The 23,819-nt window shown below is 60.6% G+C and carries 22 protein-coding genes, 4 tRNA genes and 1 pseudogene; 17 read left to right on the forward strand and 10 right to left on the reverse strand.

The window, feature by feature from the left end; translation table 11 throughout:
* Positions 1-3: 3 nt before the first annotated feature.
* From JFV30_RS06985 to JFV30_RS07000, 4 genes are all read right to left on the reverse strand, one after another.
* Entirely contained in the window at positions 4-342 is a 339-nt protein-coding gene (locus JFV30_RS06985) for a hypothetical protein (RefSeq protein ID WP_201122684.1), read from the reverse strand.
* Between the two features lie 15 nt (positions 343-357).
* On the reverse strand, positions 358-969 hold the full coding sequence (locus JFV30_RS06990; protein ID WP_201122686.1) for a hypothetical protein: 612 nt from the start codon (positions 967-969) through the stop codon (positions 358-360).
* A 27-nt stretch (positions 970-996) separates the two neighbouring features.
* Positions 997-2,208, reverse strand: coding sequence for a YeeE/YedE family protein (locus JFV30_RS06995; protein ID WP_201122688.1), 1,212 nt, complete (start codon positions 2,206-2,208; stop codon positions 997-999).
* A gap of 98 nt (positions 2,209-2,306) precedes the next feature.
* Complete coding sequence (locus JFV30_RS07000) at positions 2,307-2,963, reverse strand: O-methyltransferase (protein WP_201122690.1); 657 nt, start codon at positions 2,961-2,963, stop codon at positions 2,307-2,309.
* A 129-nt stretch (positions 2,964-3,092) separates the two neighbouring features.
* On the opposite strand from JFV30_RS07000, the gene JFV30_RS07005 reads away from it, so the two are divergent.
* A complete protein-coding gene (locus JFV30_RS07005; RefSeq protein WP_201122692.1) occupies positions 3,093-3,731 on the forward strand; it encodes a TetR family transcriptional regulator in 639 nt (212 codons plus the stop codon).
* On the opposite strand, the gene JFV30_RS07010 is transcribed toward JFV30_RS07005, so the two are convergent.
* Both JFV30_RS07010 and JFV30_RS07015 read right to left on the reverse strand, forming a co-directional pair.
* Positions 3,728-4,360, reverse strand: a complete 633-nt coding sequence (locus JFV30_RS07010; RefSeq protein ID WP_201122694.1) for a hypothetical protein — start codon at positions 4,358-4,360, stop codon at positions 3,728-3,730. The genes JFV30_RS07005 and JFV30_RS07010 overlap by 4 nt on opposite strands.
* Before the next feature lie 124 nt (positions 4,361-4,484).
* Complete coding sequence (locus JFV30_RS07015; protein ID WP_201122696.1) at positions 4,485-5,876, reverse strand: aldehyde dehydrogenase family protein; 1,392 nt, start codon at positions 5,874-5,876, stop codon at positions 4,485-4,487.
* A gap of 104 nt (positions 5,877-5,980) precedes the next feature.
* On the opposite strand from JFV30_RS07015, the pseudogene ptrR reads away from it, so the two are divergent.
* A pseudogene (gene ptrR / locus JFV30_RS07020) lies at positions 5,981-6,849 on the forward strand (putrescine utilization regulator PtrR).
* A gap of 285 nt (positions 6,850-7,134) precedes the next feature.
* Here the strand turns inward: ptrR and JFV30_RS07025 are convergent.
* Positions 7,135-7,344, reverse strand: coding sequence for a hypothetical protein (locus tag JFV30_RS07025; protein ID WP_169387631.1), 210 nt, complete (start codon positions 7,342-7,344; stop codon positions 7,135-7,137).
* Positions 7,345-7,665: 321 nt separating this feature from the next.
* On the reverse strand, positions 7,666-8,862 hold the full coding sequence (locus JFV30_RS07030) for an amino acid aminotransferase (RefSeq protein ID WP_017478783.1): 1,197 nt from the start codon (positions 8,860-8,862) through the stop codon (positions 7,666-7,668).
* A gap of 343 nt (positions 8,863-9,205) precedes the next feature.
* Here JFV30_RS07030 and uvrB point away from each other — a divergent pair, with 343 nt between their 5' ends.
* Positions 9,206-11,221, forward strand: a complete 2,016-nt coding sequence (uvrB, locus tag JFV30_RS07035) for an excinuclease ABC subunit UvrB (protein WP_201122699.1) — start codon at positions 9,206-9,208, stop codon at positions 11,219-11,221.
* Between the two features lie 174 nt (positions 11,222-11,395).
* Here uvrB and JFV30_RS07040 read toward each other — a convergent pair whose 3' ends face one another.
* On the reverse strand, positions 11,396-12,886 hold the full coding sequence (locus tag JFV30_RS07040; RefSeq protein WP_201126138.1) for an MDR family MFS transporter: 1,491 nt from the start codon (positions 12,884-12,886) through the stop codon (positions 11,396-11,398).
* A 49-nt stretch (positions 12,887-12,935) separates the two neighbouring features.
* A complete protein-coding gene (locus JFV30_RS07045; protein ID WP_169387634.1) occupies positions 12,936-13,982 on the reverse strand; it encodes an HlyD family secretion protein in 1,047 nt (348 codons plus the stop codon).
* Between the two features lie 196 nt (positions 13,983-14,178).
* Here JFV30_RS07045 and gltX point away from each other — a divergent pair, with 196 nt between their 5' ends.
* From gltX to JFV30_RS07110, 14 genes are all read left to right on the forward strand, one after another.
* Positions 14,179-15,660 carry a glutamate--tRNA ligase gene (gene gltX, locus JFV30_RS07050; RefSeq protein WP_025856465.1) on the forward strand — a complete coding sequence of 494 codons (1,482 nt, stop codon included), beginning with the start codon at positions 14,179-14,181 and terminating at the stop codon, positions 15,658-15,660.
* Between the two features lie 147 nt (positions 15,661-15,807).
* Positions 15,808-15,883: transfer RNA gene (locus JFV30_RS07055), tRNA-Ala, on the forward strand.
* A gap of 80 nt (positions 15,884-15,963) precedes the next feature.
* Positions 15,964-16,039 (forward strand) — tRNA-Glu (locus JFV30_RS07060).
* A gap of 50 nt (positions 16,040-16,089) precedes the next feature.
* A tRNA-Ala gene (locus JFV30_RS07065) sits at positions 16,090-16,165 on the forward strand.
* 79 nt (positions 16,166-16,244) lie between these two features.
* Positions 16,245-16,320, forward strand: a tRNA-Glu gene (locus tag JFV30_RS07070).
* A 184-nt stretch (positions 16,321-16,504) separates the two neighbouring features.
* Complete coding sequence (locus tag JFV30_RS07075; RefSeq protein WP_010175770.1) at positions 16,505-17,044, forward strand: TetR/AcrR family transcriptional regulator; 540 nt, start codon at positions 16,505-16,507, stop codon at positions 17,042-17,044.
* 28 nt (positions 17,045-17,072) lie between these two features.
* Positions 17,073-17,906: an alpha/beta hydrolase gene (locus JFV30_RS07080; RefSeq protein WP_201122701.1), complete on the forward strand. Its 834-nt coding sequence runs from the start codon at positions 17,073-17,075 to the stop codon at positions 17,904-17,906.
* A gap of 50 nt (positions 17,907-17,956) precedes the next feature.
* The gene (locus JFV30_RS07085) at positions 17,957-18,406 is read left to right on the forward strand and encodes an acyl-CoA thioesterase (RefSeq protein WP_169387636.1); all 450 of its coding nucleotides are present in this window, start codon (positions 17,957-17,959) and stop codon (positions 18,404-18,406) included.
* A 40-nt stretch (positions 18,407-18,446) separates the two neighbouring features.
* Positions 18,447-19,424, forward strand: coding sequence for a tRNA dihydrouridine synthase (locus JFV30_RS07090; protein ID WP_169387637.1), 978 nt, complete (start codon positions 18,447-18,449; stop codon positions 19,422-19,424).
* Positions 19,425-19,987: 563 nt separating this feature from the next.
* The gene (locus JFV30_RS07095) at positions 19,988-20,311 is read left to right on the forward strand and encodes a hypothetical protein (protein ID WP_201122703.1); all 324 of its coding nucleotides are present in this window, start codon (positions 19,988-19,990) and stop codon (positions 20,309-20,311) included.
* 786 nt (positions 20,312-21,097) lie between these two features.
* Positions 21,098-21,634 carry a hypothetical protein gene (locus JFV30_RS33480; RefSeq protein ID WP_342215062.1) on the forward strand — a complete coding sequence of 179 codons (537 nt, stop codon included), beginning with the start codon at positions 21,098-21,100 and terminating at the stop codon, positions 21,632-21,634.
* Positions 21,627-22,037, forward strand: coding sequence for a hypothetical protein (locus JFV30_RS33485; protein ID WP_342215063.1), 411 nt, complete (start codon positions 21,627-21,629; stop codon positions 22,035-22,037). The genes JFV30_RS33480 and JFV30_RS33485 overlap by 8 nt, the downstream gene beginning before the upstream one ends.
* Before the next feature lie 180 nt (positions 22,038-22,217).
* Complete coding sequence (locus JFV30_RS07105; protein ID WP_201122705.1) at positions 22,218-22,685, forward strand: hypothetical protein; 468 nt, start codon at positions 22,218-22,220, stop codon at positions 22,683-22,685.
* The gene (locus JFV30_RS07110) at positions 22,685-23,818 is read left to right on the forward strand and encodes a hypothetical protein (protein ID WP_201122708.1); all 1,134 of its coding nucleotides are present in this window, start codon (positions 22,685-22,687) and stop codon (positions 23,816-23,818) included. Before JFV30_RS07105 ends, JFV30_RS07110 begins: the two co-directional genes overlap by 1 nt.
* The last annotated feature ends 1 nt before the right edge of the window (position 23,819 follow it).

The following is a 23,819-nucleotide window of genomic DNA, read 5'->3' on the forward strand; positions in this document are numbered from 1 at the left end:
AAATCACCACAGCAACGCTTCAACTTCATCGTATCTCGAAGCCACTCTGAGGAAAGCTTCTCCCCAGCCGCTGCTAAGGCTGACTTCTTGCAGCGGGCCGGTTGGCGCAAACAGCACACTCACACTTGTCTTTTCGGGTAACGCACCTGCGTTGAGCATGTTGATCATGCCGAGCAACTCTCCGTTCGCCTGGGCTGCGTCGTCCCACCTCGACCAACAGAAGTCATTGTCCGGAAGCGAAATCAACTCAATGGCGGCTTCCAGCACAAGGATGAGGCCGTCAACCGGGAAGTCATGATCTATCACTTCGTGTATCAGTTTCCGTGCACGTTCCAAGTCCATTGGGCGGGTTTCCTTTTAGTTTGATGGACGCGGGAGCGACGCGATCATCTGGTCAAAGGCGCTCACCGCATAGCGCCCATCGAGGTTTTCAACCGCTGGAATGCCTGCCGGAAAATCGAATCGCACTCTGCCTGGCAGTGCCTTGTCGAGGGCTGAGTACCAGTTCAAAAGAGCGGTTTGCAGGCGAACGTGAAGCTCGAAATTCCCCCGGCGGCGGGTCGCGTCTGCCTGAGCGCGTTGCCGCGCCAGTGCTGGGTCGATCCGGCCAACGATGTAGCCGTCGGCAAAGCCGATCCGCCCTTGTGCGATCGTTTCTCTGGTGGCCGCCAAATCCAATAGCCAGTCCTGTTCACTTGCCTCGCCGATCTGCCAGAGGCTCCACATGTAGTGGAGCTTGAGTGGATCGCTGTCGCACAGCGCCCACGCAGACGTTTTTTCCATGGCGAGTGCCGCCTGCCAACGATCTACGTTTCGCTCTGCCCAGAAAGCCGCCGCGCCGGCCGGGTCTTGCAGGCGGTCCGGTTCGCCCTCGAAACGTCCGTTTTCGGCGATGACCTGTTGCCCACCGTGCTTGGCGCTCCACGTGGTTTTCCCGCAGGCGCTGATGCCCTCGACCACCAAAATCATTGTCCTGGCTCCTTGTTCTCCCAGTAATCAGCAACCACTCAACGCTACCTGCGGACGCTCACCCGCAAAGAAGAATGGCCGCAACCGCACGCCCACGCTGTTGCCGACAAACGCGGCCACCAACCACACCCAGCCATGCAGGCTGCCCGACGCGATACCGCTGAAGTACGCGCCGATGTTGCAGCCATACGCCAGGCGCGAGCCGTAACCCAGCAGCAGGCCACCGATCACCGCCGCGAACAGCGAGCGTGCCGGAATCTTCAGGCTGGGGGCGAAACGTCCGGCCAGGCCCGCGGCCAACAGCGCACCCAGGATGATGCCGATGTCCATCACGCTGGTGACGTCTTCCCACACCGGCGCCGCCAGGGCTTTGGCATTGCCCGGCATTTGCCAGAACGCCCAACTGGCGACGTCCACGCCCAACCCGCTGGCGACCTTGGCGCCCCACAGGGCGAACGCCGAGGTGATGCCCCACGGCCGCCCGGCCAGTGCCAGGGTGGCGTAGTTGAGCAGGGCCAAACCAATCGCGCCCCACACCAAGGGCCATGGCCCGCGCAGGAAGCGGCGCAGGCCCTGGTGTTCGCGGGTGACGCCGGTTTCGAGTTGCCCGTGACGGCCTTTTTCCAGGCGCACGGTGACGGCCGCGATGATCCCGAACACCGCCAGGCTCAGCAGCAAGGCCGGCACGACGCCGAAGCTTTTGACGATGGAAACGGCCGGGAACGACGGCAACGAGAACCACCAGTCGACGTGGTGGGTGGCGATCAACGAGCCGCAGATAAAGAACAACAGGGTCACCAGCATGCGCGCATTACCGCCGCCCACGGTGAACAGGGTGCCGGACGCACAGCCGCCGCCCAGTTGCATGCCGATGCCGAAGATGAATGCCCCGAACACCACCGACACCCCGGCCGGCGCCACCAGCCCGACCACCGGTTGGCCGAACAGCGTGCCGGCTCCCAGCGCAGGGAAGAACAGCACCACGGCAATCGCCAGCATCACCATCTGCGCACGCAAACCGGCGCCGCGCCGGTCGGTGATGAACACCCGCCAGGCCGAGGTAAAGCCGAACGCAGCGTGGTACAGCGTCAGGCCCAGCGCGGCGCCGACCACCAGCAACAGCACTTGGCGCGCGCCCACGCTGTTTTGCAGGAAGGCGGCGCCCAGCACCAGGATGGCAAACGCGAGCAGTGGCGCGACCGGTTTGCGCGCAGGGGTTGCAGAGAGAGAAAGGCTCATCGGGTATCTCGTTTCGAAGGCTGTGAGTTAAGTGCGAGGGGGCCGAGTATAAACCTCGCACTCTTGCACGGGTGCCTCGAATCCTCCGATGAGGGGCATTAGCCCAGGCGTACGGAAAGCTCGACGTCGTCGCCGATCGGCACCGACAGGTAGCCGTGTGCCGGGGAGCGCACGCGGGCCAGGTAGTCGGGGCAGTAGTTGGTGTTGTCGGCGACGATCAAGGCGCCGGGCTTGAGGCGGCTTTCCACCAGGCTGAGTACATCGCCATACAGCGCCTTGGCGCCGTCGAGCAGCAGCAGGTCGACGCTGTCGGGCAGGCCGCTCGCGAGTGTGACCAGGGCATCACCTTCGCGAATATCCACCAGGTCGCTCACGCCGCCTTGCACCAGGTGCTCCCGCGCCAGGACGATCTTCGATGGCTCGAACTCGCTGGTGATCAGCGTGCCGCCGCCGTTGTCCCGCAGGGCGGCCGCCAGGTGCAGGGTGGACAGGCCGAACGAGGTGCCGAACTCGACGATGGCCCGGGCTTTTGCGCTGCGTGCCAGCATGTACAGCAGGGTGCCGGTGTCGCGGGAGACCGGCAGCCACAGGTCTTTCAGCAGGCCGTAGAGTTCGAGGTATTCAGTCTTGCTGTGCATCAGGCGGTTGCGTTCTTCGTGGGGCATCGTGCTGAAAACAGGGCTCGAGACGGCATCGGCCTGTGTGTACAGCCGTTCAATCAGGGCCGCCATCGGGGCTGAGGTAAGCGTATTCATGGGGATGTCCTGTTGCAGGTTGAGCGCCGGGAGGCGCCGGGCTAGTATGCGAATGATTCGTCGCATTTAAAGTATGCGAACAATTCGTCACATTCGCTATTCGCATTCGCCCAGCCGCAGGAACGCGCCATGACCGACCGCCAGACCTCGCAGATTTCCTCACGCAAAGAGCCCAAACAGGCGCGATCCACCGAGTTGGTGTCGGCCATTCTGGAAGCGGCTATTCAGGTTTTGGCCAAGGAAGGCGCGAGCCGTTTCACCACCGCCCGCGTTGCGGAAAAGGCCGGCGTCAGCGTGGGCTCGGTGTACCAGTATTTCCCCAACAAGGCGGCCATCCTGTTCCGGTTGCAGACGGATGAGTGGCAGCAAACCTCGCAAATGCTCAGCCGGATTCTTGAGGACGTGAGTCAACCGCCGCTGGAGCGGTTGCGCACTCTGGTGCATGCGTTTATTCGTTCGGAATGTGAAGAGGCGCAGATGCGGGTCGCCCTGAGCGACGCGGCACCGCTTTATCGTGATGCGCCGGAGGCCCATGAGGTTCGGGCGGAGGGACAAAACATCTTCCAGGCGTTCATGTTTGAATTGCTGCCGCAGGTGCCGGAAGCCACTCGCGTACTGGCGTGCGATTTGATCGCTACTACCTTCAGCTCGGTGGCAAAGGAGTTCTCGGGAAGCCCGCGCACCGAGACGCAAATCATCGCCTACGCGGACGCGATGGCGGATATGTTCAGTGCATATGTGACGGTGCTTAACCAATCTGGCCGCTAGCGCATCCAGTCACGCAGTACTTCGAATTCGCTGTGGACCGGGTTGCGCAGGGTGTCGAGTATCCGTTGTGCTTCGTCCTGGGAAATGAATGAGTCAACCATCTTCTGCGCGCTTCTCGGGCCCGGTCTGTAACTTCGGGAGGCGCGCGGGCTGGCAAACAGCTCCTGAAGAAACGCGTAGTCCTTGGGTGACAGTGCCGCGCGGATCAATTCGACTTCACTTGCCAGTGTGGCGCCGGCATCCGCTTGAGGCGCGAGCCATGAAAGGTCGGTGGCGACGCACACGTATTCACTGGTCAGGAATGAGGAAATGTCCGCATGCGCGAGTGAGGTGGTTTGCCCGTAATGGAGAATCTGCACCACTCCCGAACAGCCATTCTCAAGTCGAACCCAGCAGTAATGCTCGCCGCCTCCGCTGGTGGCAAACGGCAGGAATGTGCGACCTGATTGCTCAATCGGGTTGAGCCACTCATCAATCTCCCGCTGGGCCTGCTCGACATCTATCCAGAAGAAATCAACAAAGTAGCTGAGGAGACGTGGGTTCAGTTCGGCCGCTTTCAAGAGCGCCAACAAGCGCTCGGGGAGTTCGATGCCGATGCTGTCTGCCAACCGTTGAAACGCTTCAGCCATGTTACCTACCGTCCCTGGTTTGGAATGAACGTGGTGGCGCCCTGCGATTGACTCTCGTCGCAAGACCCGGGTAGCGAATGCTACCTGGGTTCTCTTCCTGTGGGTGGATAGAACAGGTCCTGGATTACTTGCGGTTCAGCCACACGGTCTGCGCGTTGCAGAATTCCCGCACGCCGAAGTGCGACAACTCCCGCCCGAAGCCGCTCTTTTTCACGCCACCAAACGAGACCCGAGGATCGGACACGCTGTAGGCGTTGATGAAGATGCCGCCGGTTTCCAGTTGGTTGGCAATGCTGCGCGCCTTTTCCGGATCGGTGGTGAACACGCTGGCGGTGAGGCCGAACTCGCTGTCGTTGGCCAGGGCCACGGCGTGGTCCGCATCGCGGGCGGTGATGATGGAGGCGACCGGCCCGAACAGTTCCTGTTTGAACGAGGTCATCTGGTCGGTGACGTTGGCCAGCACGGTGGGGGCGTAGTAGTTGCCTGCGCCTTCGACTTTATGGCCGCCCAACAGCAGGGTGGCGCCTTCGGCCAGGGTGGCCTGGACCTGGCCGTCGAGTTCGTCCCGCAGGTCGAAGCGGGCCATCGGGCCGATGTAGGTGTCGGTGGCGGTCGGGTCGCCCATCACCAGGTTGCGGCTGGCTTCGAGAAATTTGGCGGTGAAGGCTTCCACCACGCCTTCTTCGATGATCAGGCGCTTGGCGGCGGCGCACACCTGGCCGGAGTTCTGGAAGCGGCCGATCAGGGCGGCTTGCACGGCTTCGTCGAGGTTGGCGTCGTTGAGCACGATGAACGGGTCGGAGCCGCCCAGTTCCAGTACACATTTCTTCAGGGCGGCACCGGCCTGGGAGCCGATGGCCATGCCGGCACGCACGCTGCCGGTGAGGGTGACGGCGGCGATGCGCGGGTCGGCGATGGCTTTGGACACGCCGTCCGGGGTGACGTTGATCACTTCGAACAGGCCATCGGCGAACCCGGCGCGCTGGAAGGCTTGTTTCATCAGGTACGCGCTGCCCATCACGTTAGGCGCGTGTTTGAGCACGTAGGTGTTGCCGCTGAGCATGGTCGGTACGGCGCCGCGCAGCACTTGCCACACCGGGAAGTTCCACGGCATCACGGCGAGGATCGGGCCCAGCGGGCGGTATTCGATCTGGGCGGTGCCGTTGTCCACCAGGGTGGCTTCCGGGGCGAGCATGGCCGGGCCGTGGGCGGCGTACCACTCGGCCAGTTGCGCGCATTTTTCGATTTCGCCACGGGCCTGGGCGATGGGTTTGCCCATTTCCAGGGTGATCATTTGGGCCATTTCTTCGGCCTGGTCACGCAGGGTGCTGGCCAGGGCCAGCAGCAATTCGGCGCGCTGGGCGACAGGCGTATTGCGGCCGTTGCGGAAGGCATTGATGGAGCGGGTGAGGGCGGCATCCAGCTGCGCCTCGGTTTCATACGGGTAGCTGGCGACCGTTTCACCGTTGGCGGGGTTGATCGACAAGGCGTGGGTCTGGGAAGAAATCTGGCTCATGGCACCGTCCTGCGCAGTGAATGGAATGGAGGTCAGCGTACGGGGCTGTATCTTTTTCGGAAACTGAATAATATTAAGCAATACATTCACGTTTGGAGAATGACTTGGATCTGGTCCAGCTGGAAATTTTCAAAGCCGTTGCCGAGCAAGGCAGCATCAGCGCCGCCGCGCAGTTGATCCATCGGGTGCCGTCGAACCTGACCACGCGGATCAAGCAGTTGGAGCAGGACCTGGGCGTGGATTTGTTTATTCGCGAGAAAAGCCGGCTGCGGTTATCGCCGGCCGGGTGGAATTTTCTTGGCTATGCCCGGCGCATTCTCGACCTGGTGCAGGAAGCACGTGCGACGGTGGCGGGGAGGAGCCTCAGGGCGCGTTTGCCCTGGGCTCGCTGGAGAGTACGGCGGCGGTGCGCATCCCGGCGTTGCTGGCGGCGTATAACCAGAAACACGCCAAGGTCGAGCTGGACCTGACCACCGGGCCGTCCGGGACGATGATCGAGGGCGTGTTGTCGGGGCGGCTGGCGGCGGCGTTTGTCGATGGGCCGGTGCTGCACGCGACGCTCGAAGGCGTGGCGGTATTCGAGGAAGAGATGGTGGTGATTGCACCGCTGCACCATGCGCCGATCACCCGGGGGCAGGATGTGAGCGGGGAGAGCATCTACACGTTTCGCTCGAACTGTTCGTACCGGCACCACTTCGAGCGTTGGTTCTCACAGGATGGCGCGGTGCCGGGGAAGATCTTCGAGATGGAGTCTTATCACGGGATGCTGGCGTGTGTGAGCGCCGGTGCGGGGCTGGCGCTGATGCCGCGCAGCATGCTGGAAAGCATGCCGGGGTTTACGACGGTAAGCGTGTGGCCGCTGACCGATACGTTTCGGATACTGAATACCTGGTTGATCTGGCGCCGGGGCACCGTGTCGCAGAGTTTGAACAGTTTTGTGCGGTTGCTGGAGGAGCGTGGACTGAAGGCGTAACAGGTTTCCTGTATTGAGGGTGCCTGACCCACCGCTATCGCGGCCTCGCTAAAGCTCGACGGCTCCCACATTTGATCTTTGTCGGCCGCCAAATTGCAGGGTGTCTGCTTGCACCGAGTTGCACCGGCCACAATAGAGCGGACTGAAGGCGGGAGTAGATCCCCTGTGGGAGCTGTCGAGCTTTAGCGAGGCTGCGATGGCGTCGGTACAGTCGACATTGAGGGTGCCTGACCCACCGCTATCGCGGCCTCGCTAAAGCTCGACGGCTCCCACATTGGGTCTTTGTCAGCCGCCGAACTGGAAGGTGCCCAAAGCCAGTTTGGCCATCAGGGCGCCAGCGCCCAGTTGCACCAGCCACAGCGCCAGGCCTCCGAGGAAAACGCCGAGGGCGACTTGCAGCACCAGGCTTTTCTGGCGCTTGACGGGGGTTGGGCGCGGGGTGAAGTGGTCCAGTTCGTCGCGGTCTGCACGCAGGTCCAGGTCGTCGTTTCTCATAGGGTACTCATGGGGAAGGGACAGTCTTGCTGTCAGTCTAGGGGTAGCGGACTGAAAGCAGCGAATTTTTAAGGCTCACCACCCACTTCTCAAGGCAGCCACCCATCCTGTGGTGAGGGGGCTTGTCCCCCGCTGGGGCGCGAAGCGGCCCTGATTCAGGCACCGCATTCATTCAGAAAGTTCACGGGGGCAGGTTTTAGGGCCGCTGCGCAGCCCAACGGGGACAAGCCCCCTCACCACAGGTTCGGTGTTCAGAAAAGAGTGTTTCAGCAACAAAAAGGGGAAGCCACCGGCTTCCCCTTTTTGTGCATCACAACAGGCTTACAGCACCTGAACGATGGCCTTGGTCACAGCATCGATGTTCTTCTGGTTCAACGCCGCCACACAGATGCGGCCAGTGTCCAGCGCGTAGATACCAAACTCGCTGCGCAGGCGGGTCACTTGCTCAACGCTCAGGCCGGAGTAGGAGAACATCCCGCGCTGGCGACCGACGAAGCTGAAGTCGTGGCCCGGTGCAGCCTTGGCCAGGTCAGCCACCATCTGCTCGCGCATGCCGCGGATGCGCAGGCGCATTTCGGCCAGTTCCGCTTCCCACTGGGCGCGCAGCTCAGGGTTGTTCAGCACCGCTGCCACGATCGCCGCGCCGTGGGTCGGCGGGTTGGAGTAGTTGGTGCGGATCACACGCTTGACCTGGGACAGGATGCGCGCGCTTTCTTCTTTGGAGTCGGTGACGATGGACAGGGCGCCCACGCGCTCGCCGTACAGCGAGAACGACTTGGAGAACGAGCTGGACACAAAGAAAGTCAGGCCCGATTCAGCAAACAGGCGCACGGCCGCGGCGTCTTCGTCGATGCCGTCGCCAAAGCCCTGGTAGGCCATGTCGAGGAACGGCACGAGGTTTTTCGCCTTGACCACGTCCAGCACTTGTTGCCAGTCGGCCGGGCTCAGGTCGACGCCGGTCGGGTTGTGGCAGCAGGCGTGCAGCACGACGATGGACTGTGGCGGCAGGGCGTTGAGGTCTTCCAGCAGGCCGGCGCGGTTGACGTCGTGGGTGGCGGCGTCGTAGTAGCGATAGGTCTGTACCGGGAAGCCGGCTTTTTCGAACAGCGCCTGGTGGTTTTCCCAGCTCGGGTCGCTGATGGCGACGACGGCGTTGGGCAGCAGTTGCTTGAGGAAGTCTGCGCCGATTTTCAGAGCGCCGGTGCCGCCGACTGCCTGGGCGGTGATCACACGGCCGGAGCTGATCAGTGGCGACTCAGCGCCGAACAGCAGCTTTTGCACGGCCTGGTCGTAGGCGACGATACCGTCGATCGGCAAGTAGCCACGGGCGGCGTGTTGCGCCACTCGAATGGCTTCCGCTTCGGCAACGGCACGCAAGAGTGGAATCTTCCCCTCCTCGTTGCAGTAAACGCCCACGCCAAGGTTGACCTTGGTGGTTCGGGTATCGGCGTTGAATGCTTCGTTGAGGCCCAGGATTGGATCGCGTGGTGCCATTTCGACAGCGGAGAACAGGCTCATTTTTGCGGCAGCTCTATAGAGAGTGGAGGGACGTGTCGCGCTCCAGCCGAATGCACTAGAGCGGTGCACAAACGGGGAGCTAGTATAGAGGCCATCAGGGCTCACGGCGACAGCCGAAACGGCTTTTCGGCCAAGTTTTTCGGTTTATTTACCGACCGTTAGTCTTATTGCAACATTGGTGGCCGACGGCATGTAGGACGATTGCCTTGAAACCCGTCACATTCGCCTCCACTTCTACAGCTATCATGGTTTTTTCCTGCAACCTGCGCCGAACAGCCGCGGGTCGCGGTCTTTTTCGTCCCCGCTGCTTTTTCCGGCCCCGGGGTGACTCAAGAGGTACGTTATGTCGGATTTCCAGCTAGTCACCCGCTTCGAGCCCGCCGGCGATCAACCGGAAGCCATCCGCCTGATGGTCGAGGGCATCGAGGCCGGCCTGGCGCACCAGACCTTGCTCGGGGTGACCGGCTCCGGCAAGACCTTCAGCATTGCCAACGTGATCGCCCAGGTGAACCGCCCGACCCTGGTGCTGGCGCCGAACAAGACCCTGGCCGCGCAGTTGTATGGCGAGTTCAAGGCGTTCTTCCCGAACAACGCGGTGGAGTACTTCGTTTCCTACTACGACTACTACCAGCCGGAAGCCTACGTGCCGTCGTCCGACACCTTTATCGAGAAAGACGCCTCGATCAACGACCACATCGAGCAGATGCGGCTGTCGGCGACCAAGGCGCTGCTGGAGCGCAAGGACGCGATCATCGTCACCACGGTGTCGTGCATCTACGGCCTGGGCAGCCCGGAAACCTATTTGAAGATGGTGCTGCACGTCGACCGTGGCGACAAACTCGACCAGCGCGAACTGCTGCGCCGCCTGACGAGCCTGCAATACACCCGCAACGACATGGATTTCGCCCGGGCGAGCTTCCGCGTGCGTGGGGATGTGATCGACATCTACCCGGCGGAATCCGACCTGGAAGCGATCCGCATCGAGCTGTTCGATGATGAAGTCGAGAGCCTGTCGGCGTTCGACCCTTTGACCGGCGAAGTGATCCGCAAACTGCCGCGCTTCACCTTCTACCCGAAAAGCCACTACGTGACCCCGCGTGAAACCCTGATGGGCGCCATCGAGGGCATCAAGAGCGAACTGGTGGAGCGCCTGGAATACCTGCGCTCCAACAACAAGCTGGTGGAAGCCCAGCGCCTGGAGCAGCGCACCCGCTTTGACCTGGAGATGATCCTCGAGCTGGGCTACTGCAACGGCATCGAAAACTACTCGCGCTACCTCTCGGGCCGCGAGTCCGGCCAGGCGCCGCCCACCCTGTTTGATTACCTGCCGGATGACGCCTTGCTGGTGATCGACGAGTCCCACGTCAGCGTGCCGCAGGTGGGCGCGATGTACAAAGGTGACCGTTCGCGTAAAGAAACGCTGGTGGAATACGGCTTCCGCCTGCCGTCGGCGCTGGATAACCGGCCGATGCGTTTCGACGAGTTCGAAGGCATCAGCCCGCAGACGATTTTTGTCTCGGCGACGCCGGGCAACTACGAGGCCGAACATGCCGGGCGTGTGATTGAACAACTGGTGCGCCCGACCGGCCTGGTGGACCCGCAAATCGAAATCCGCCCGGCGCTGACTCAGGTGGACGACTTGCTGTCGGAAATCACCAAGCGTGTGGCCCTGGAAGAGCGGGTGCTGGTCACCACGCTGACCAAGCGCATGTCTGAAGACTTGACCGATTACCTGGCCGACCACGGCGTGCGTGTGCGTTATTTGCACTCGGACATCGACACCGTGGAGCGCGTGGAAATCATCCGCGACCTGCGCCTGGGCACCTTTGATGTGCTGGTGGGCATCAACCTGCTGCGCGAAGGTCTGGATATGCCGGAAGTGTCCCTGGTGGCGATTCTGGATGCGGACAAGGAGGGCTTCCTGCGTTCCGAGCGCTCGTTGATCCAGACCATTGGCCGCGCGGCGCGTAACCTCAATGGCCGGGCGATTCTGTATGCGGACCGGATCACCGGTTCCATGGAGCGCGCGATTGGCGAGACCGAGCGTCGTCGCGACAAGCAGATTGCCTACAACCTTGCGAACGGCATCACACCGAAGGGCGTGTTCAAGGACGTGGCCGACATCATGGAAGGCGCCACCGTGCCGGGCTCGCGCAGCAAGAAGCGCAAGGGCATGGCCAAGGCGGCCGAGGAGAACGCCAAGTACGAAGCCGAATTGCGTTCGCCGAGCGAGATCACCAAGCGTATTCGCCAGTTGGAAGAGAAGATGCACCAGTTGGCGCGGGACCTGGAGTTTGAAGCGGCGGCGCAGATGCGCGATGAGATTGGCAAGTTGCGCGAGCGTCTGTTGGCTGTCTGATGTACAGCGATGCAGCTTCTGTGGTGAGGGGGCTTGTCCCCCGTTGGGCTGCGAAGCGGCCCCAAAACCTGCTTACCCGGTTCTGCCTGAAAGACTGCGGTGATTCTTATAGGGGCTGCTGCGCAGCCCAACGGGGACAAGCCCCCTCACCACAGGTTTGGTGTACACAGTTATTCAGTGGGCTTCCCCAGCCTTGAGCCCCGCCGGCAACGCCTTGGTCAACAAGATCGCCACCATGCTGATCCCCAGCGCCAACCCCACAAAGTGAAACGCATCGTTGTACGCCATGATCTGCGCCTGCTGATGCGCTATCTCACTTAACTTGCCCAACGCCGCCGTCTCACTCCCAAACTTCTCGGTCAACGTCGCCATCCGCTCCGCCACCTGCGGGTTGGTCGGCACAATCGCCTCCCGCAAATAATCAAAGTAGGTCTTGGTACGCGCATCCAGCAGCGTCGCCAGCAGCGCAATCCCGATCGCCCCGCCGAGGTTTCGCAGGATATTGAACAGGCTCGACGCCGACCCCGCGTCCTTCGGCAGGATGTACGCCGTGGCAATCAGCGAGATCGTCACCATGATCAACGGCTGCCCCAGCGCGCGGATGATCTGGATCCGGTTGAACTGGTCGCCGGCAAAGTCCGGGTTGAGCACCCCCGACGAAAAACTCGCCAATCCGAACAGCCCGAACCCCAGGGTGCACAGCCACTTGGGCGACACGTATTTCATCAGCTTGGGCACCAGCGGAATCAAAAACAGCTGCGGAACCCCCATCCACATGATCACTTCGCCGATTTGCAGGGCGTTGTAGTTCTGGATCTGTGCCAGGTACAGCGGCAGCAGATAAATCGAGCCGTATAACCCCACGCCCATCCCCAGGCTCGAAATACTCGACAGCCCGAAGTTGCGATTGCCGAGGATGCGCAGGTTGATCAGCGGGTTGGGCTTGGACATCTGCACGATCACAAAAGTGATCAGGCTCAGCAGGGCGACGGTGCCCAGGCTGAGGATCAGGCTCGATTCCAGCCAGTCTTTGCGATGGCCTTCCTCCAGAAACACCTGCAAGCACCCAAGGCCCACGGCCATGGTGACAATGCCGAGGTAGTCGGTGCTTTTGAGCAGGTCCCAGTTGGACGCCTTTTTCTCCAGCCCATACAACAGCCCGGCGATCATGATCAGGCCCGGCGGGATGTTGATGTAGAAGATGTATTCCCAGCCCCAGTTCTCGGTGAGCCAGCCGCCAATGGTCGGCCCGATGGAGGGGGCGAAGGTGGCGGTCATGGCGAACATGGCCATGCCTTTGGGGCGGTGGTGTTCTGGCAACTTGATCAGGGTGAGGGTGAATGCCAGCGGGATCAGAGCACCGCCGGTAAAGCCCTGCAAGGCGCGGAACACGATCATGCTTTCCAGGCTCCAGGCCATGGAGCACATCAGCGAGGCGATCAGGAACCCGCCCGACACCCACACCGCCAGCCGGCGTGCCGACAACAGCTGCACCAGCCAGGCGGTGAGGGGGATCATGATGATTTCGGCCACAAGGTAGGAGGTGGAAATCCACGAGCCTTCTTCCAGAGTGGCCGACAGCGCGCCCTGGATATCCTTGAGGGAAGAGTTGGTGATCTGGATGTCGAGCACCGCCATAAAGGCGCCGAGCATCACGCTCATCACCGCGATCCAGTCGCGCCGGGTCGGTTCGCCGACCGGCGGCAGCAGTTGATCACCGGCCATCGTGCGGGTCTTGGATGTTCACTTTGACCGTTACCGACATGCCCGGGCGGATCTTGCCTTGCAGCGGGTTGTCAGCGGCGAAGGTCAGTTTGACCGGAATCCGTTGTACGACCTTGGTGAAGTTGCCCGTGGCATTGTCCGGCGGCAGCAGGCTGAATTGTGCGCCGGAGGCCCCGAACAGGTTGGCGACGCGGCCTTCGATCGGGGTGTCGCCGTAGGCATCAAACGTCAGCTCGGCGGTTTGCCCGGGCTGCATGTGGCCGATCTGGGTTTCCTTGAAGTTGGCCTGCACCCAGATGTCCTGGTCGGGGACGATCGACAGCAGGTAGGCGCCGGCCTGTACGTATTGGCCATTGCGCGCGGCACGCTGGCCGATCAGGCCGCTGATGGGCGCGTGGATTTCGCTGCGGGTCAGGTTCAGTTCGGCCTGGGCCAGGTCGGTCCTGGCGTTGGCGATCATCGCGTCGAGGCGCTTGATCTCGGCGTTCAGTGCGTTGACCTGCTGGCGCTGGCCCTGCAGGTCGGCCTGGGCCATGGTCACCTGGGAACGGGCGATATGGTTGTCGGCGTCGAGGGTGGTCACCCGTTCTTCCGAGACGTAGCCGGGCTTGCGCAGGGTTTGCGCGCGGTTCAGGTCGATCTGCGAGCGGCCGAGGGTGGCCTGGCTGGAGGACACCTTGGCTTCACTGGCGGCAATCAGGCTGGCTTGCTGGGTGAGTTTGCTCTGGGCCTGCACGCGCTCGGCTTCGCGCATGGCCAGGGCGGCGTTGGCGCGGTCGACGGCGAGGTGGAAGTCGTCGCCTTCGAGTCTGACCAGCAGTTGGCCTTTTTCCACGTGTTCGTTGTCGCCGACCATGACTTCGACGATGCGCGCGCCCAGTTGGCTGGAGACCCGGGTGATTTCGCCCTGGACGTAGGCGTTGTCGGTGCTTTCATAAAAGCGGCCCTTGAAGAACCACTGGGCGAAAAAGCCCGCGGCGATCAGGACCACGATAAACAGGAAGATAAACAGGCGGCGTTTGAGCGGGGCAGGCATGGCGATCATGTCGGTAACAAAAGGTAATGGAATATAGCCAGCGAACGGTCTGGCAAATAGCCATGTCGAGTCTTGAGACCGGAGCTTGTCTCATATGCCCTTTGTTCGCCTCCCCACGCTGGAGCCCAAGGGCTTGGGGCTGTTACCATTCGCCCCTTGTTTCATTTTCAGTTTTATCGCCAATTCGAGACCCGCCATGACCACCGTCCGCACGCGCATCGCGCCATCGCCTACTGGGGATCCCCACGTAGGTACTGCTTACATCGCCTTGTTCAACTACTGCTTTGCCAAGCAGCATGGCGGTGAATTCATCCTGCGGATCGAAGACACCGATCAACTGCGTTCCACCCGTGAGTCGGAACAGCAGATTTTCGATGCCCTGCGCTGGTTGGGCATTACCTGGGCCGAAGGCCCGGACGTCGGCGGCCCCCACGGCCCGTATCGCCAGAGCGAGCGCAGCGATATCTACAAGCAGTACACCCAGCAGTTGGTCGACATGGGCCACGCCTTCCCGTGCTTCTGCACCGCCGAAGAGCTGGACCAGATGCGCGCCGAGCAACAGGCTCGTGGCGAAACCCCGCGCTATGACGGCCGCGCGCTGCTGCTGTCGAAAGAAGAAGTGGCCCGGCGCCTGGCCGCCGGCGAGCCGCACGTTATCCGCATGAAGGTGCCGAGCGAAGGCGTGTGCGTGGTGCCGGACATGCTGCGCGGCGACGTCGAGATCCCGTGGGACCGCATGGACATGCAAGTGCTGATGAAGACCGACGGCCTGCCGACGTACTTTCTGGCCAACGTGGTCGACGATCACCTGATGGGCATCACCCACGTGCTGCGTGGCGAAGAGTGGCTGCCGTCTGCGCCGAAACTGATCCTGCTGTACGAGTACTTCGGCTGGGAACAACCGCAGCTGTGCTACATGCCGCTGCTGCGTAACCCGGACAAGAGCAAGCTGTCCAAGCGCAAGAACCCGACTTCGGTGACGTTCTACGAGCGCATGGGCTTCATGCCGGAAGCGATGCTCAATTACCTGGGCCGCATGGGCTGGTCGATGCCGGACGAGCGCGAGAAGTTCTCGCTGCAGGAAATGGTCGATAACTTCGACTTGTCCCGCGTGTCCCTCGGCGGGCCGATCTTCGACATCGAGAAACTCTCGTGGCTCAACGGCCAGTGGCTGCGTGACCTGCCGGTGGAAGAGTTCGCCAGCCGCGTGCAGCAGTGGGCGTTGAACCCCGAGTACATGATGAAGATCGCGCCGCTGGTGCAGGGCAGGGTAGAGACGTTCAGCCAGGTGGCACCGTTGGCGAGTTTCTTCTTTGCCGGTGGCGTGAACCCGGATCCCAAGCTGTTTGAGTCGAAGAAGCTCTCGGGTGACCAGGTTCGCCAGTTGATGCAGTTGATCCTGTGGAAGCTCGAAAGCCTGCGCCAGTGGGAGAAGGATGCAATCACCGCGACGATCCAGGCGGTGGTTGAATCCCTGGAATTGAAACTGCGCGATGCCATGCCCCTGATGTTTGCCGCGATCACCGGGCAGGCCAGTTCGGTCTCCGTACTCGACGCGATGGAAATCCTGGGCCCGGACCTGACGCGTTTCCGTCTGCGCCAAGCCCTTGATTTGCTTGGTGGTGTGTCGAAGAAAGAAAACAAGGAATGGGAAAAGCTGCTGGGCGCTATCGCTTAAGCACACTGTTGTAACGGCCAAACCCCGGTTTTCCGGGGTTTGCTCGGTAAGTGATTGTTATCTCGGCAAAAAATTTTGAAAATTGTTGAAAATAAATTTGACACGTTTCGAATACGCCATTAAGATTCGCCCCGTCCTCACCGACGAGGGGCTATAGCTCAGCTGGGAGAGCGCTTGCATGGCATGCAAGAGGTCAACGGTTCGATCCCGTTTAGCTCCACCAATTTACAGGTTCAAGGTCTGGCCACACCGTCCTTGAATCGATCAGTTCTCAGCGCTGATCACGTTGTACAGAAGGTTTGTGTCCCCTTCGTCTAGTGGCCTAGGACACCGCCCTTTCACGGCGGTAACAGGGGTTCGAGTCCCCTAGGGGACGCCAGTTTCAACAAGCAGTTCGAAAGGTCTGCTGCGCCGCGAGGCGAAAAATCCGGGGCTATAGCTCAGCTGGGAGAGCGCTTGCATGGCATGCAAGAGGTCAACGGTTCGATCCCGTTTAGCTCCACCAATTTACAGGTTCAAGGTCTGGCCACACCGTCCTTGAATCGATCAGTTCTCAGCGCTGATCAGTTGTACAGAAGGTTTGTGTCCCCTTCGTCTAGTGGCCTAGGACACCGCCCTTTCACGGCGGTAACAGGGGTTCGAGTCCCCTAGGGGACGCCACGATTACCCGCTCTGCGGGATTTTTAAGGGTCATTCAATTATTGAATGGCCCTTTTGTTTGTCTGGCGTTTGGCTAATCCCTCCTTTCTCTTCCCGCTCTGTTCTTCTGACCAATGGTCATGCCGGTGGCTTGCGAAATATTATTATGGTAATAATATTCGAAGCATGAGATTCGGAGGCAACGATGAACGATAAAAAAGCACAAACCCGCGAACGTATTCTGCAAGCTGCCGGCGCCGCCTTGATCCAGCGTGGCCCGGCCGAGCCAAGTGTTGGCGAAGTGATGGGCGCCGCGGGGCTCACCGTCGGTGGTTTCTACGCGCACTTTGAAAGCAAGGATGCGTTGATGCTGGAGGCCTTCACCGCGTTGCTGGCCCGGCGTCGTGCCGCTGTTGAAGACATGGACTCGACGCTGACCGGCGAGGAGCGCCGTGCCCTGGTGGCAGCGTTCTACCTGTCGCGCAAACACCGCGACTCCACTTCCCAGGCGTGCCCGATTCCGTCCACCGTGGGTGAGATGAGCCGTTTGCCGGACGAGTTCCGTCAGGCCCTGAACGAGCATTGCGAACTGATGGCTGCCCAACTGGCCGCCAGCCCCGAAGACACCGACAAGGCCTTGGCCGACATGGCGCTGATGATCGGCGGCTTGTCGCTGGCCCGCGCCCTGGGCCCGGGTGAGTTGTCGGATCGTGTGTTGCGCGCGGCCAAGTCCGCAGTGCGTTAAGAACGGCTTCTGGCCTGAGGAATGAGCGATGGGCACGTTGAACTGGATTCGTGGGGTCAATGGCACCTTGGGCCGGCTGGCGCCGCAAACCGTCGCCAGCAAGATGCGTCGGGCATTCATGACGCCCCGGGATCTGCCGCCCCGTGACTGGGAGCTGCCGCTGCTGGCGCAATCGGAGCGCATCACCTTGCGTTTCGGCTTGTCGGCGCTGAAATGGGGCCAGGGCCCGGCCGTGTTGTTGATGCACGGTTGGGAAGGGCGCCCAACGCAATTCGCCAGCCTGATCACTGCATTGGTGGAGGCGGGTTATTCGGTGATTGCCCTGGACGGTCCGGCCCATGGTCGCTCGCCTGGGCGTGAGGCCCATGTGCTGCTGTTTGCTCGCGCCATGCTGGAAGCGGCCGCCGAGCTGCCACCGTTGCACGCTGTCGTCGGCCACTCCATGGGCGGCGCCAGTGCGATGTTGGCGTTGCAGTTGGGGTTGCGCACCGAGGCGCTGGTCAGCATCGCCGCACCTTCGCGGTTTCTCGACGTATTGCGCGGCTTTGCCGGCATGGTCGGTTTGCCGGCACGGGCGCGTTCGGCGTTTATCCAGCAGGTCGAACTGACGATGGGCATGCCGCTCAAGCACCTCGACGTCGCTCACTATCAAATGAACATCCCGGGCCTGATCGTGCACGCCGAAGACGACACCTTTGTCTCGGTCAAAGCCTGCCAGGTGATTCATGACGCCTGGTTCGACAGCCGCCTGCTGCGCCTGGAGCAGGGAGGGCACCAGAAGGTGCTGGCAGACCCGCGCGTGATCGAAGGCGTACTGGCGCTGCTGGCCGGCCGCCACGTGCCGGAGCGCCAAACCGCCTGAACCATGGGTTACACTGCTCCCCGCCGACATTAATCGACCGGGAGCACCGCATGGGCTGGGATTTGGCAACGCCGTTTATCATCGATCTTCAGGTCGGTACCGAAGACATCGACGGGCTGGGGCACGCCAACAACGCCGTGTACGTGTCCTGGCTGGAACGCTGCGCCTGGCGCCACTCCCAGCGCCTGGGGCTGGACCTCACCGAGTATCGCCGGCTGGATCGCGCCATGGCTGTGGTGCGCCATGAGATCGATTACCTCGCGGCGGGCTACGAAGGCGACGAGCTGCAGCTGGCCACCTGGATCGTCGACTGGGACCAGCGGCTGAAAATGACCCGACGCTTCCAACTGGTGCGCCCGCGTGACGGTGCCACCTTGCTGCGAGCGCAAACCACCTTTGTCTGCATCGAGCTGTCCAGCGGCAAGCCCAAGCGCATGCCGTCGGAATTTCTTGAGGGTTACGGCCCTGCGCTGCAAGGCGAATTACCCTCCGGCGCCTGAAACCCGTAAACTGCGCCACGTTTTTCGTTGAGTGTTTTCCATGCAAATTGCTTTGGCGCCCATGGAGGGGTTGGTCGACAACATCCTGCGGGACGTGCTGACCCGGGTTGGCGGCATTGATTGGTGCGTGACCGAGTTCATCCGGGTCAACGACCGCCTGCTCACGCCTGCGTACTTCCACAAGCTCGCCCCTGAATTGCTGCACGGTGCCAAAACCGCTGCCGGCGTACCGTTGCGCGTCCAGTTACTGGGTTCAGACCCGGTGTGCCTCGCCGAAAACGCCGCCCTGGCCTGCGAGCTGGGCTCCCAGGTGGTCGACCTCAACTTCGGCTGCCCGGCCAAGACCGTCAACAAGTCCCGTGGCGGCGCGGTGCTGCTCAAGGAGCCGGAGCTGCTCAACCAGATCGTCGAGCACGTACGGCGCGCCGTGCCTGCGCATATTCCCGTTACCGCGAAGATGCGCCTGGGCTTCGACAGCCCGGACGGTGCCCTGGTGTGCGCCACCGCCCTGGCTGAAGGCGGTGCGGCGCATATCGTGGTGCATGCGCGCACCAAGACCGACGGCTACAAGCCGCCGGCGCACTGGGAGTGGATCCCGCGTGTGCAGGAGGTGGTCAAGGTGCCGGTGTTCGCCAACGGCGATATCTGGAGCGTTGAAGACTGGCGGCGTTGCCGCGAGATCAGCGGCGTCGAAGACATCATGCTCGGCCGCGGCCTGGTGGCTCGCCCTGACCTGGCCCGGCAGATTGCGGCTGCTCGTGCGGGCGAAGAAGTGGTGGAGATGACTTGGGCGCAGATGCAGCCAATGCTGCATGAGTTCTGGCGGCAATCGGTGGAGCAACTGACCGAGCGCCAGGCGCCGGGTCGTTTGAAGCAATGGCTGGCCATGCTGACCCGCAACTACCCCGAGGCGGTAGAGTTGTTTACGGCGATGCGCCGGGAAACTGACCTGGAGCAAGTGGGGCGATTGCTGGGGATGCCCGGTCAGCGGCCTGAGGCGTTGGTGTTGCAAGATTAAGTTTATATATATAGAAGTTTCATTGTTTATTTCAGGGGCGCCTCGGGCGCCCCTTTTTTGCTTGAAATTACCCTCGCGCATGAATGCTTGAAGTAACTGGGTGGTTGTCGGTGTGGCGAAAGTATTCTTTGTGTGGAGTGGTTTCTTTATATGTGTAAGTTGTTTTGTTTTTCGGGTTTTAGTAATGCCGGATTTTTACACGTAGTAGGTTGATCCGGCCGGGCTGAAGTATTTGCGCGCGTGGCAATTAACACAGGTTCGCCGTTTTATTTGGGATCCGTGATTTCATTAAATTGCGTGCAGTACTGACTGTTGCTCTATGTATCGGGCGCGTTTTCGTACAGGGTGAGGCTGGACACGACTTTTCTATGGATGTCCATAGGAGAAAGTCTCTGCTCGCCTTATGGTTTCCTTATGTGAAGCCCGATTATCGGAACTCAATTACCTCACGCCCCACGAAAGTAGGGAGTGCCAACACTCGTGCATGTTTTTACTTCCCATTGAAGACACGGGTTCCCTGCACCGCCCACCGGTTCAGAGGAACTCCGAATAAGGATGAGTCCATGTCTAATCTGTCGATTAATACTACTGTGCCCATGAATACTGACTATCGTCCATTGGATCGAGAGCAGGTGGTTAATAAGTCTCGCGATAACCAGACGCTCAATGTTTTATCCACTACCGTGATCCGTAATAATGATTTAGGGCCAAAAGACAGTAACGTTACGGTAAGCAAGGATGCCCTGGAGAAGTTGTTTGAGATGTTTGACTTTGCCTTCAAGGCCATACGCAGCATGTTGGCGGCCCAGGGGGGCAACCCAAGCGGGAGCTTGATGCTGCCCCTTTACCTAAAGTGCCGCCAGAGACAGGCCCGCAGTCGAAGGTGATGCCGGAAGCCAGCCCTCAACCCAGGGTAATCCCCGGCCCCGGCCCCGGCCCCGGCCCGGGGCCGGGGCCGAAGGACGTACCGGACGCCAGTGTCCTGCCGAGGGTGATGCCAGAGTCGAATCCACAACCGAAGGTAGTCCCAGGCCCAGCGCCCAAAGTAGAACCGGACGCCAAAGTCCTGCCGAAGGTGATGCCAGAGGGCAACCCTCAACCGAAAGTGGTTCCAGCCCCTGTGCCAAATGTCAGGCCGGATGCAGAGCAGCAGAATAAGCTGACGAATGATATTAACCTGACCGTTCAGGTGCTTAACTGCCACTGCCCTCACCCTGAGACGAAAGTGGCCCCCACACGACAGTCACGCAAGACGTCGATGGCAAAACCGTGGTAGTGCCGCACCTGCCGGTTACACCCACGGTCGACGGCAAAATCCCGGTGGTGCCACGGCCGCCGTTAAAACCCGCCATCGACAACAAAACGCCAGTCATTCCACAGCCTCCCGTTAAGTCCGAAGTCGATCCAAAAACGCCAATAGTGCCGCAGCCCGAAGTGACGCCAGACGTGCTCCCTGCGCCGGAGACGGATTTGACGGCTCCGGGGCCCGCCGAAGACCGTTCGAACGAGGTCTTCAATCGGCGTAGCCGGAACCGGTTCGATAACGATTGGCGGGTTGATACCGGTCGCCGGACGAAGGCGTAAACCCCTGACAGATTTACATAACTAACTGAAAGCGGTTGCTCCCTGTGCTTGGTTACGCCGGGGAGCACTGTGTAAATAGAGGTGAGTGTATGACTGGTATGGCGATTAACAGTGGGGTGGTTATAAAGCCTGAGTACTTGCAGCATGAGCCGGGTGTGGCAGTGACAGCGAATAACGCTTCGAGGGGGATAAGTTTTGCGACCAGCAACGCTTTATCCCGTGACGATAACGCCCAGGGCGGTGTCCGTGATACGGAGCAGAGTTCACAGCTACTTAACAACTTGCTTGAAATGTTCACCCGGTTTTTTACCCAGTTACAAAGCCTGCTGTCGGACAAGAGCGCCAACGTTGCGCGTGACACTACGCCCGTGCCCCAGCCGCAAGTCGTGCCGAAACCGGACACGCCAATGCCTGATCCCCAGGCAACTCATCTTCCGGATCTTTCCAGCAAGCGGGGTGGGGCCAAGGCCGATGATATCTGGGGTGGGTTCCGCCAGGGGCCTGATGGTAACTGTGTGACGGTGTCGGCTATCAAGGCGTGCATGGTGAAGTTTGGCCAGAGCCCGACGGATATCTATAGAACGGTTAAAAAAATACCCGAGGGTTACTCAGGTCACCATGCGTGACGGGTTTGTCCTCAAACTAAGCCATCAGGAGTTGGCCGAGGGTATCCGTGGGGCGAAGTTTGTCGGCCGTGATAAAGAGATGCTCAAGGATGCGCACTTTCTGTTTGCGGTAAGTGCCAAGCGCGCGCAGATGGAAAACAACGATGGCCGTGCTGCACGCAGTTATAGCGCGGCGGTGCGCAGCCTCAATGACGGTGAAGACGAAAGAGGGGCGGGGGAAGGGTTCCTGCGATTGGGGGTCAAGGCCCATATGAAAAAGGTACCGGTCAGCGAACTTGCAAAAGGCACGCTCGGCATGGTCAACCGTACCGGGCACTCCGTGGCGGTGATCAACGGCATTGAAGAGTTGTATGGGAAAAAGGGTGGCGCGCCAAGGCGCGGTGATGCCATTGCGTTGGTGTGATACCGGTCGCAGGTGTTGTCTGCGTTGAATGACTGACGTCTAAGTAAGGTTCCGTTTTTTATGCGCCCCCCGCAGTGAGGTATCGAGTCAACCTCCCCGGCAGGATAACTGTGCCTGGGAGTTGGCTCGATACGGTTGGGTCGTGGTCGCCTGTTAGTTATAAGTAGGGAGAAGTGAAAGATGGTTTATTCGGTTTCGGGCGGCTCTGTCTCTGCCATTGACGTTATACACACTGAACAAACACAGGTACCTTTTTCGCAAAAGAGCCGTCAGACAATGACACTCGCCAATAGCACCTCAGGCATTCGAGGCGCTGCTGATAACACGGTATATGGCCCACGGGCGGTTGGAAATGATGCCTGGGCGCAGGTATTAACGTCCCTGAATGCGATTATGGACTGGTTACGGGAAGTGATCGGTCCCGACCCCAAAACCGTCACTCCGGATACGCCACCGGCCGTCACAGTAGTGCCCGACAAGCCGGCGCCGATCGATATTCCCAAGCCGGTGATACCTGATCCCTCGACGGATCCTTTATTGAGAAAAACAGCCGTAAACCCGAGAACATCGTTAACGGGTTCACGGCCACTGAGCGCCGCTTTGGCGAGCACTTTGATGTCAGTACTCACGCGGCGGTCATCAAGCTGATGATGCTCAAGTTTGGTCAAAGCCCTGCCGACGTGTTTGATGAAGTAAAACCGTCTGCCAATGGCTATGAGATCACCATGAAGGATGGCTTTACCCTTCGACTCGCTCACGATGAGTTAAGCCTTGGCGCGCAGGCCGCAAGGTTTGGTGGCAATGATCCTGGTGCGATGCGCGATGCCAGTTTCATATTTGCCGCGTTTGTGAAGCGTAAGCAGATGGAAGCTTCCGGCCCCGGGGCGAACGCAAGCTTTAACGAGGCGCTGACAAAGACCTTGTCGGGTGAAACATCACTCCGGGCGTTGAAGGGAATGGGCATGGTTGGCTTCATGCAACACGTCCCTTCGACGCTGCTGCAAGGCAAGGCGGCGTTTGGTGTCATGGATACCCATAATTTTGGCGCGTCCCTGGTGCTGGAGGGGGTCAAGCATCACTACCAGAAGCAGGAGGGGCTCGATAAAACCTACGGCTACAGGCTTACCGGTGAGGAAACCCTGTCGGATGAGGTGCTGGTTAATCCGGGTAAAGACACGCTGCAGCTTTCCAGTGTGCCGGTGGGAGTCAAGCCGGCCAATATATGGGGAGGCTTCTACCAGGGCGTAGAAGGCAATTGCGTGACCGTCTCGGCGATGAAAGCCGCCATGATTAAGCTGGGGCAAAATCCCGCCGGTATCTACAAGCACATCAGTGCAACAGAAGATGGCTACGGGGTCGTCATGCGCGATGGTTTCACCTTGCGCATTACCCATGAAGAGCTGAAAAAAGCCGAGCAGCATTCCAATCTCAACGGCACCGACAAGGTGCTGCTCAAGGACGCCAATTTTTTATACGCGGTGAGCGCCAAGCGGGCGCAGCTGGAAAACCACGAGTTCCGTGCCGCACAAAGCTTTGAGGTGGCGATGGACACCCTCAACGATGGCGAGGTGCCGGGAGAAGCATTCCGCCGTCTGGGGCTTTACGCGTTCATACGGCCAAGTACCGCCCAGGAGTTGGCGGATGGAGCGTTGGGCACCCTGGCCAACTATCAGCATTCAGTCGTGGCCGTAAACGGCGTCATAGACCTCTATGGTTCCAAGGAATCGCTGGCATCGTCGACCTGGAATAACCCTGGCAGCTTCGCCATAAAGCTGGTCTAGG

This window comes from Pseudomonas sp. TH32 (genome assembly GCF_016650855.1).
Classification (GTDB): Bacteria; Pseudomonadota; Gammaproteobacteria; order Pseudomonadales; family Pseudomonadaceae; genus Aquipseudomonas.

Bases quoted from the DNA above. Each gene is read 5' to 3' on its own strand.
- JFV30_RS06985 (WP_201122684.1), bottom strand. From the start codon at position 342: ATGGACTTGGAACGTGCACGGAAACTGATACACGAAGTGATAGATCAT.
- JFV30_RS06990 (WP_201122686.1), bottom strand. From the start codon at position 969: ATGATTTTGGTGGTCGAGGGCATCAGCGCCTGCGGGAAAACCACGTGG.
- JFV30_RS06995 (WP_201122688.1), bottom strand. From the start codon at position 2,208: ATGAGCCTTTCTCTCTCTGCAACCCCTGCGCGCAAACCGGTCGCGCCA.
- JFV30_RS07000 (WP_201122690.1), bottom strand. From the start codon at position 2,963: ATGAATACGCTTACCTCAGCCCCGATGGCGGCCCTGATTGAACGGCTG.
- JFV30_RS07005 (WP_201122692.1), top strand. From the start codon at position 3,093: ATGACCGACCGCCAGACCTCGCAGATTTCCTCACGCAAAGAGCCCAAA.
- JFV30_RS07010 (WP_201122694.1), bottom strand. From the start codon at position 4,360: ATGGCTGAAGCGTTTCAACGGTTGGCAGACAGCATCGGCATCGAACTC.
- JFV30_RS07015 (WP_201122696.1), bottom strand. From the start codon at position 5,876: ATGAGCCAGATTTCTTCCCAGACCCACGCCTTGTCGATCAACCCCGCC.
- JFV30_RS07025 (WP_169387631.1), bottom strand. From the start codon at position 7,344: ATGAGAAACGACGACCTGGACCTGCGTGCAGACCGCGACGAACTGGAC.
- JFV30_RS07030 (WP_017478783.1), bottom strand. From the start codon at position 8,862: ATGAGCCTGTTCTCCGCTGTCGAAATGGCACCACGCGATCCAATCCTG.
- uvrB (WP_201122699.1), top strand. From the start codon at position 9,206: ATGTCGGATTTCCAGCTAGTCACCCGCTTCGAGCCCGCCGGCGATCAA.
- JFV30_RS07045 (WP_169387634.1), bottom strand. From the start codon at position 13,982: ATGCCTGCCCCGCTCAAACGCCGCCTGTTTATCTTCCTGTTTATCGTG.
- gltX (WP_025856465.1), top strand. From the start codon at position 14,179: ATGACCACCGTCCGCACGCGCATCGCGCCATCGCCTACTGGGGATCCC.
- JFV30_RS07075 (WP_010175770.1), top strand. From the start codon at position 16,505: ATGAACGATAAAAAAGCACAAACCCGCGAACGTATTCTGCAAGCTGCC.
- JFV30_RS07080 (WP_201122701.1), top strand. From the start codon at position 17,073: ATGGGCACGTTGAACTGGATTCGTGGGGTCAATGGCACCTTGGGCCGG.
- JFV30_RS07085 (WP_169387636.1), top strand. From the start codon at position 17,957: ATGGGCTGGGATTTGGCAACGCCGTTTATCATCGATCTTCAGGTCGGT.
- JFV30_RS07090 (WP_169387637.1), top strand. From the start codon at position 18,447: ATGCAAATTGCTTTGGCGCCCATGGAGGGGTTGGTCGACAACATCCTG.
- JFV30_RS07095 (WP_201122703.1), top strand. From the start codon at position 19,988: ATGTCTAATCTGTCGATTAATACTACTGTGCCCATGAATACTGACTAT.
- JFV30_RS33480 (WP_342215062.1), top strand. From the start codon at position 21,098: ATGACTGGTATGGCGATTAACAGTGGGGTGGTTATAAAGCCTGAGTAC.
- JFV30_RS33485 (WP_342215063.1), top strand. From the start codon at position 21,627: ATGCGTGACGGGTTTGTCCTCAAACTAAGCCATCAGGAGTTGGCCGAG.
- JFV30_RS07105 (WP_201122705.1), top strand. From the start codon at position 22,218: ATGGTTTATTCGGTTTCGGGCGGCTCTGTCTCTGCCATTGACGTTATA.
- JFV30_RS07110 (WP_201122708.1), top strand. From the start codon at position 22,685: ATGATGCTCAAGTTTGGTCAAAGCCCTGCCGACGTGTTTGATGAAGTA.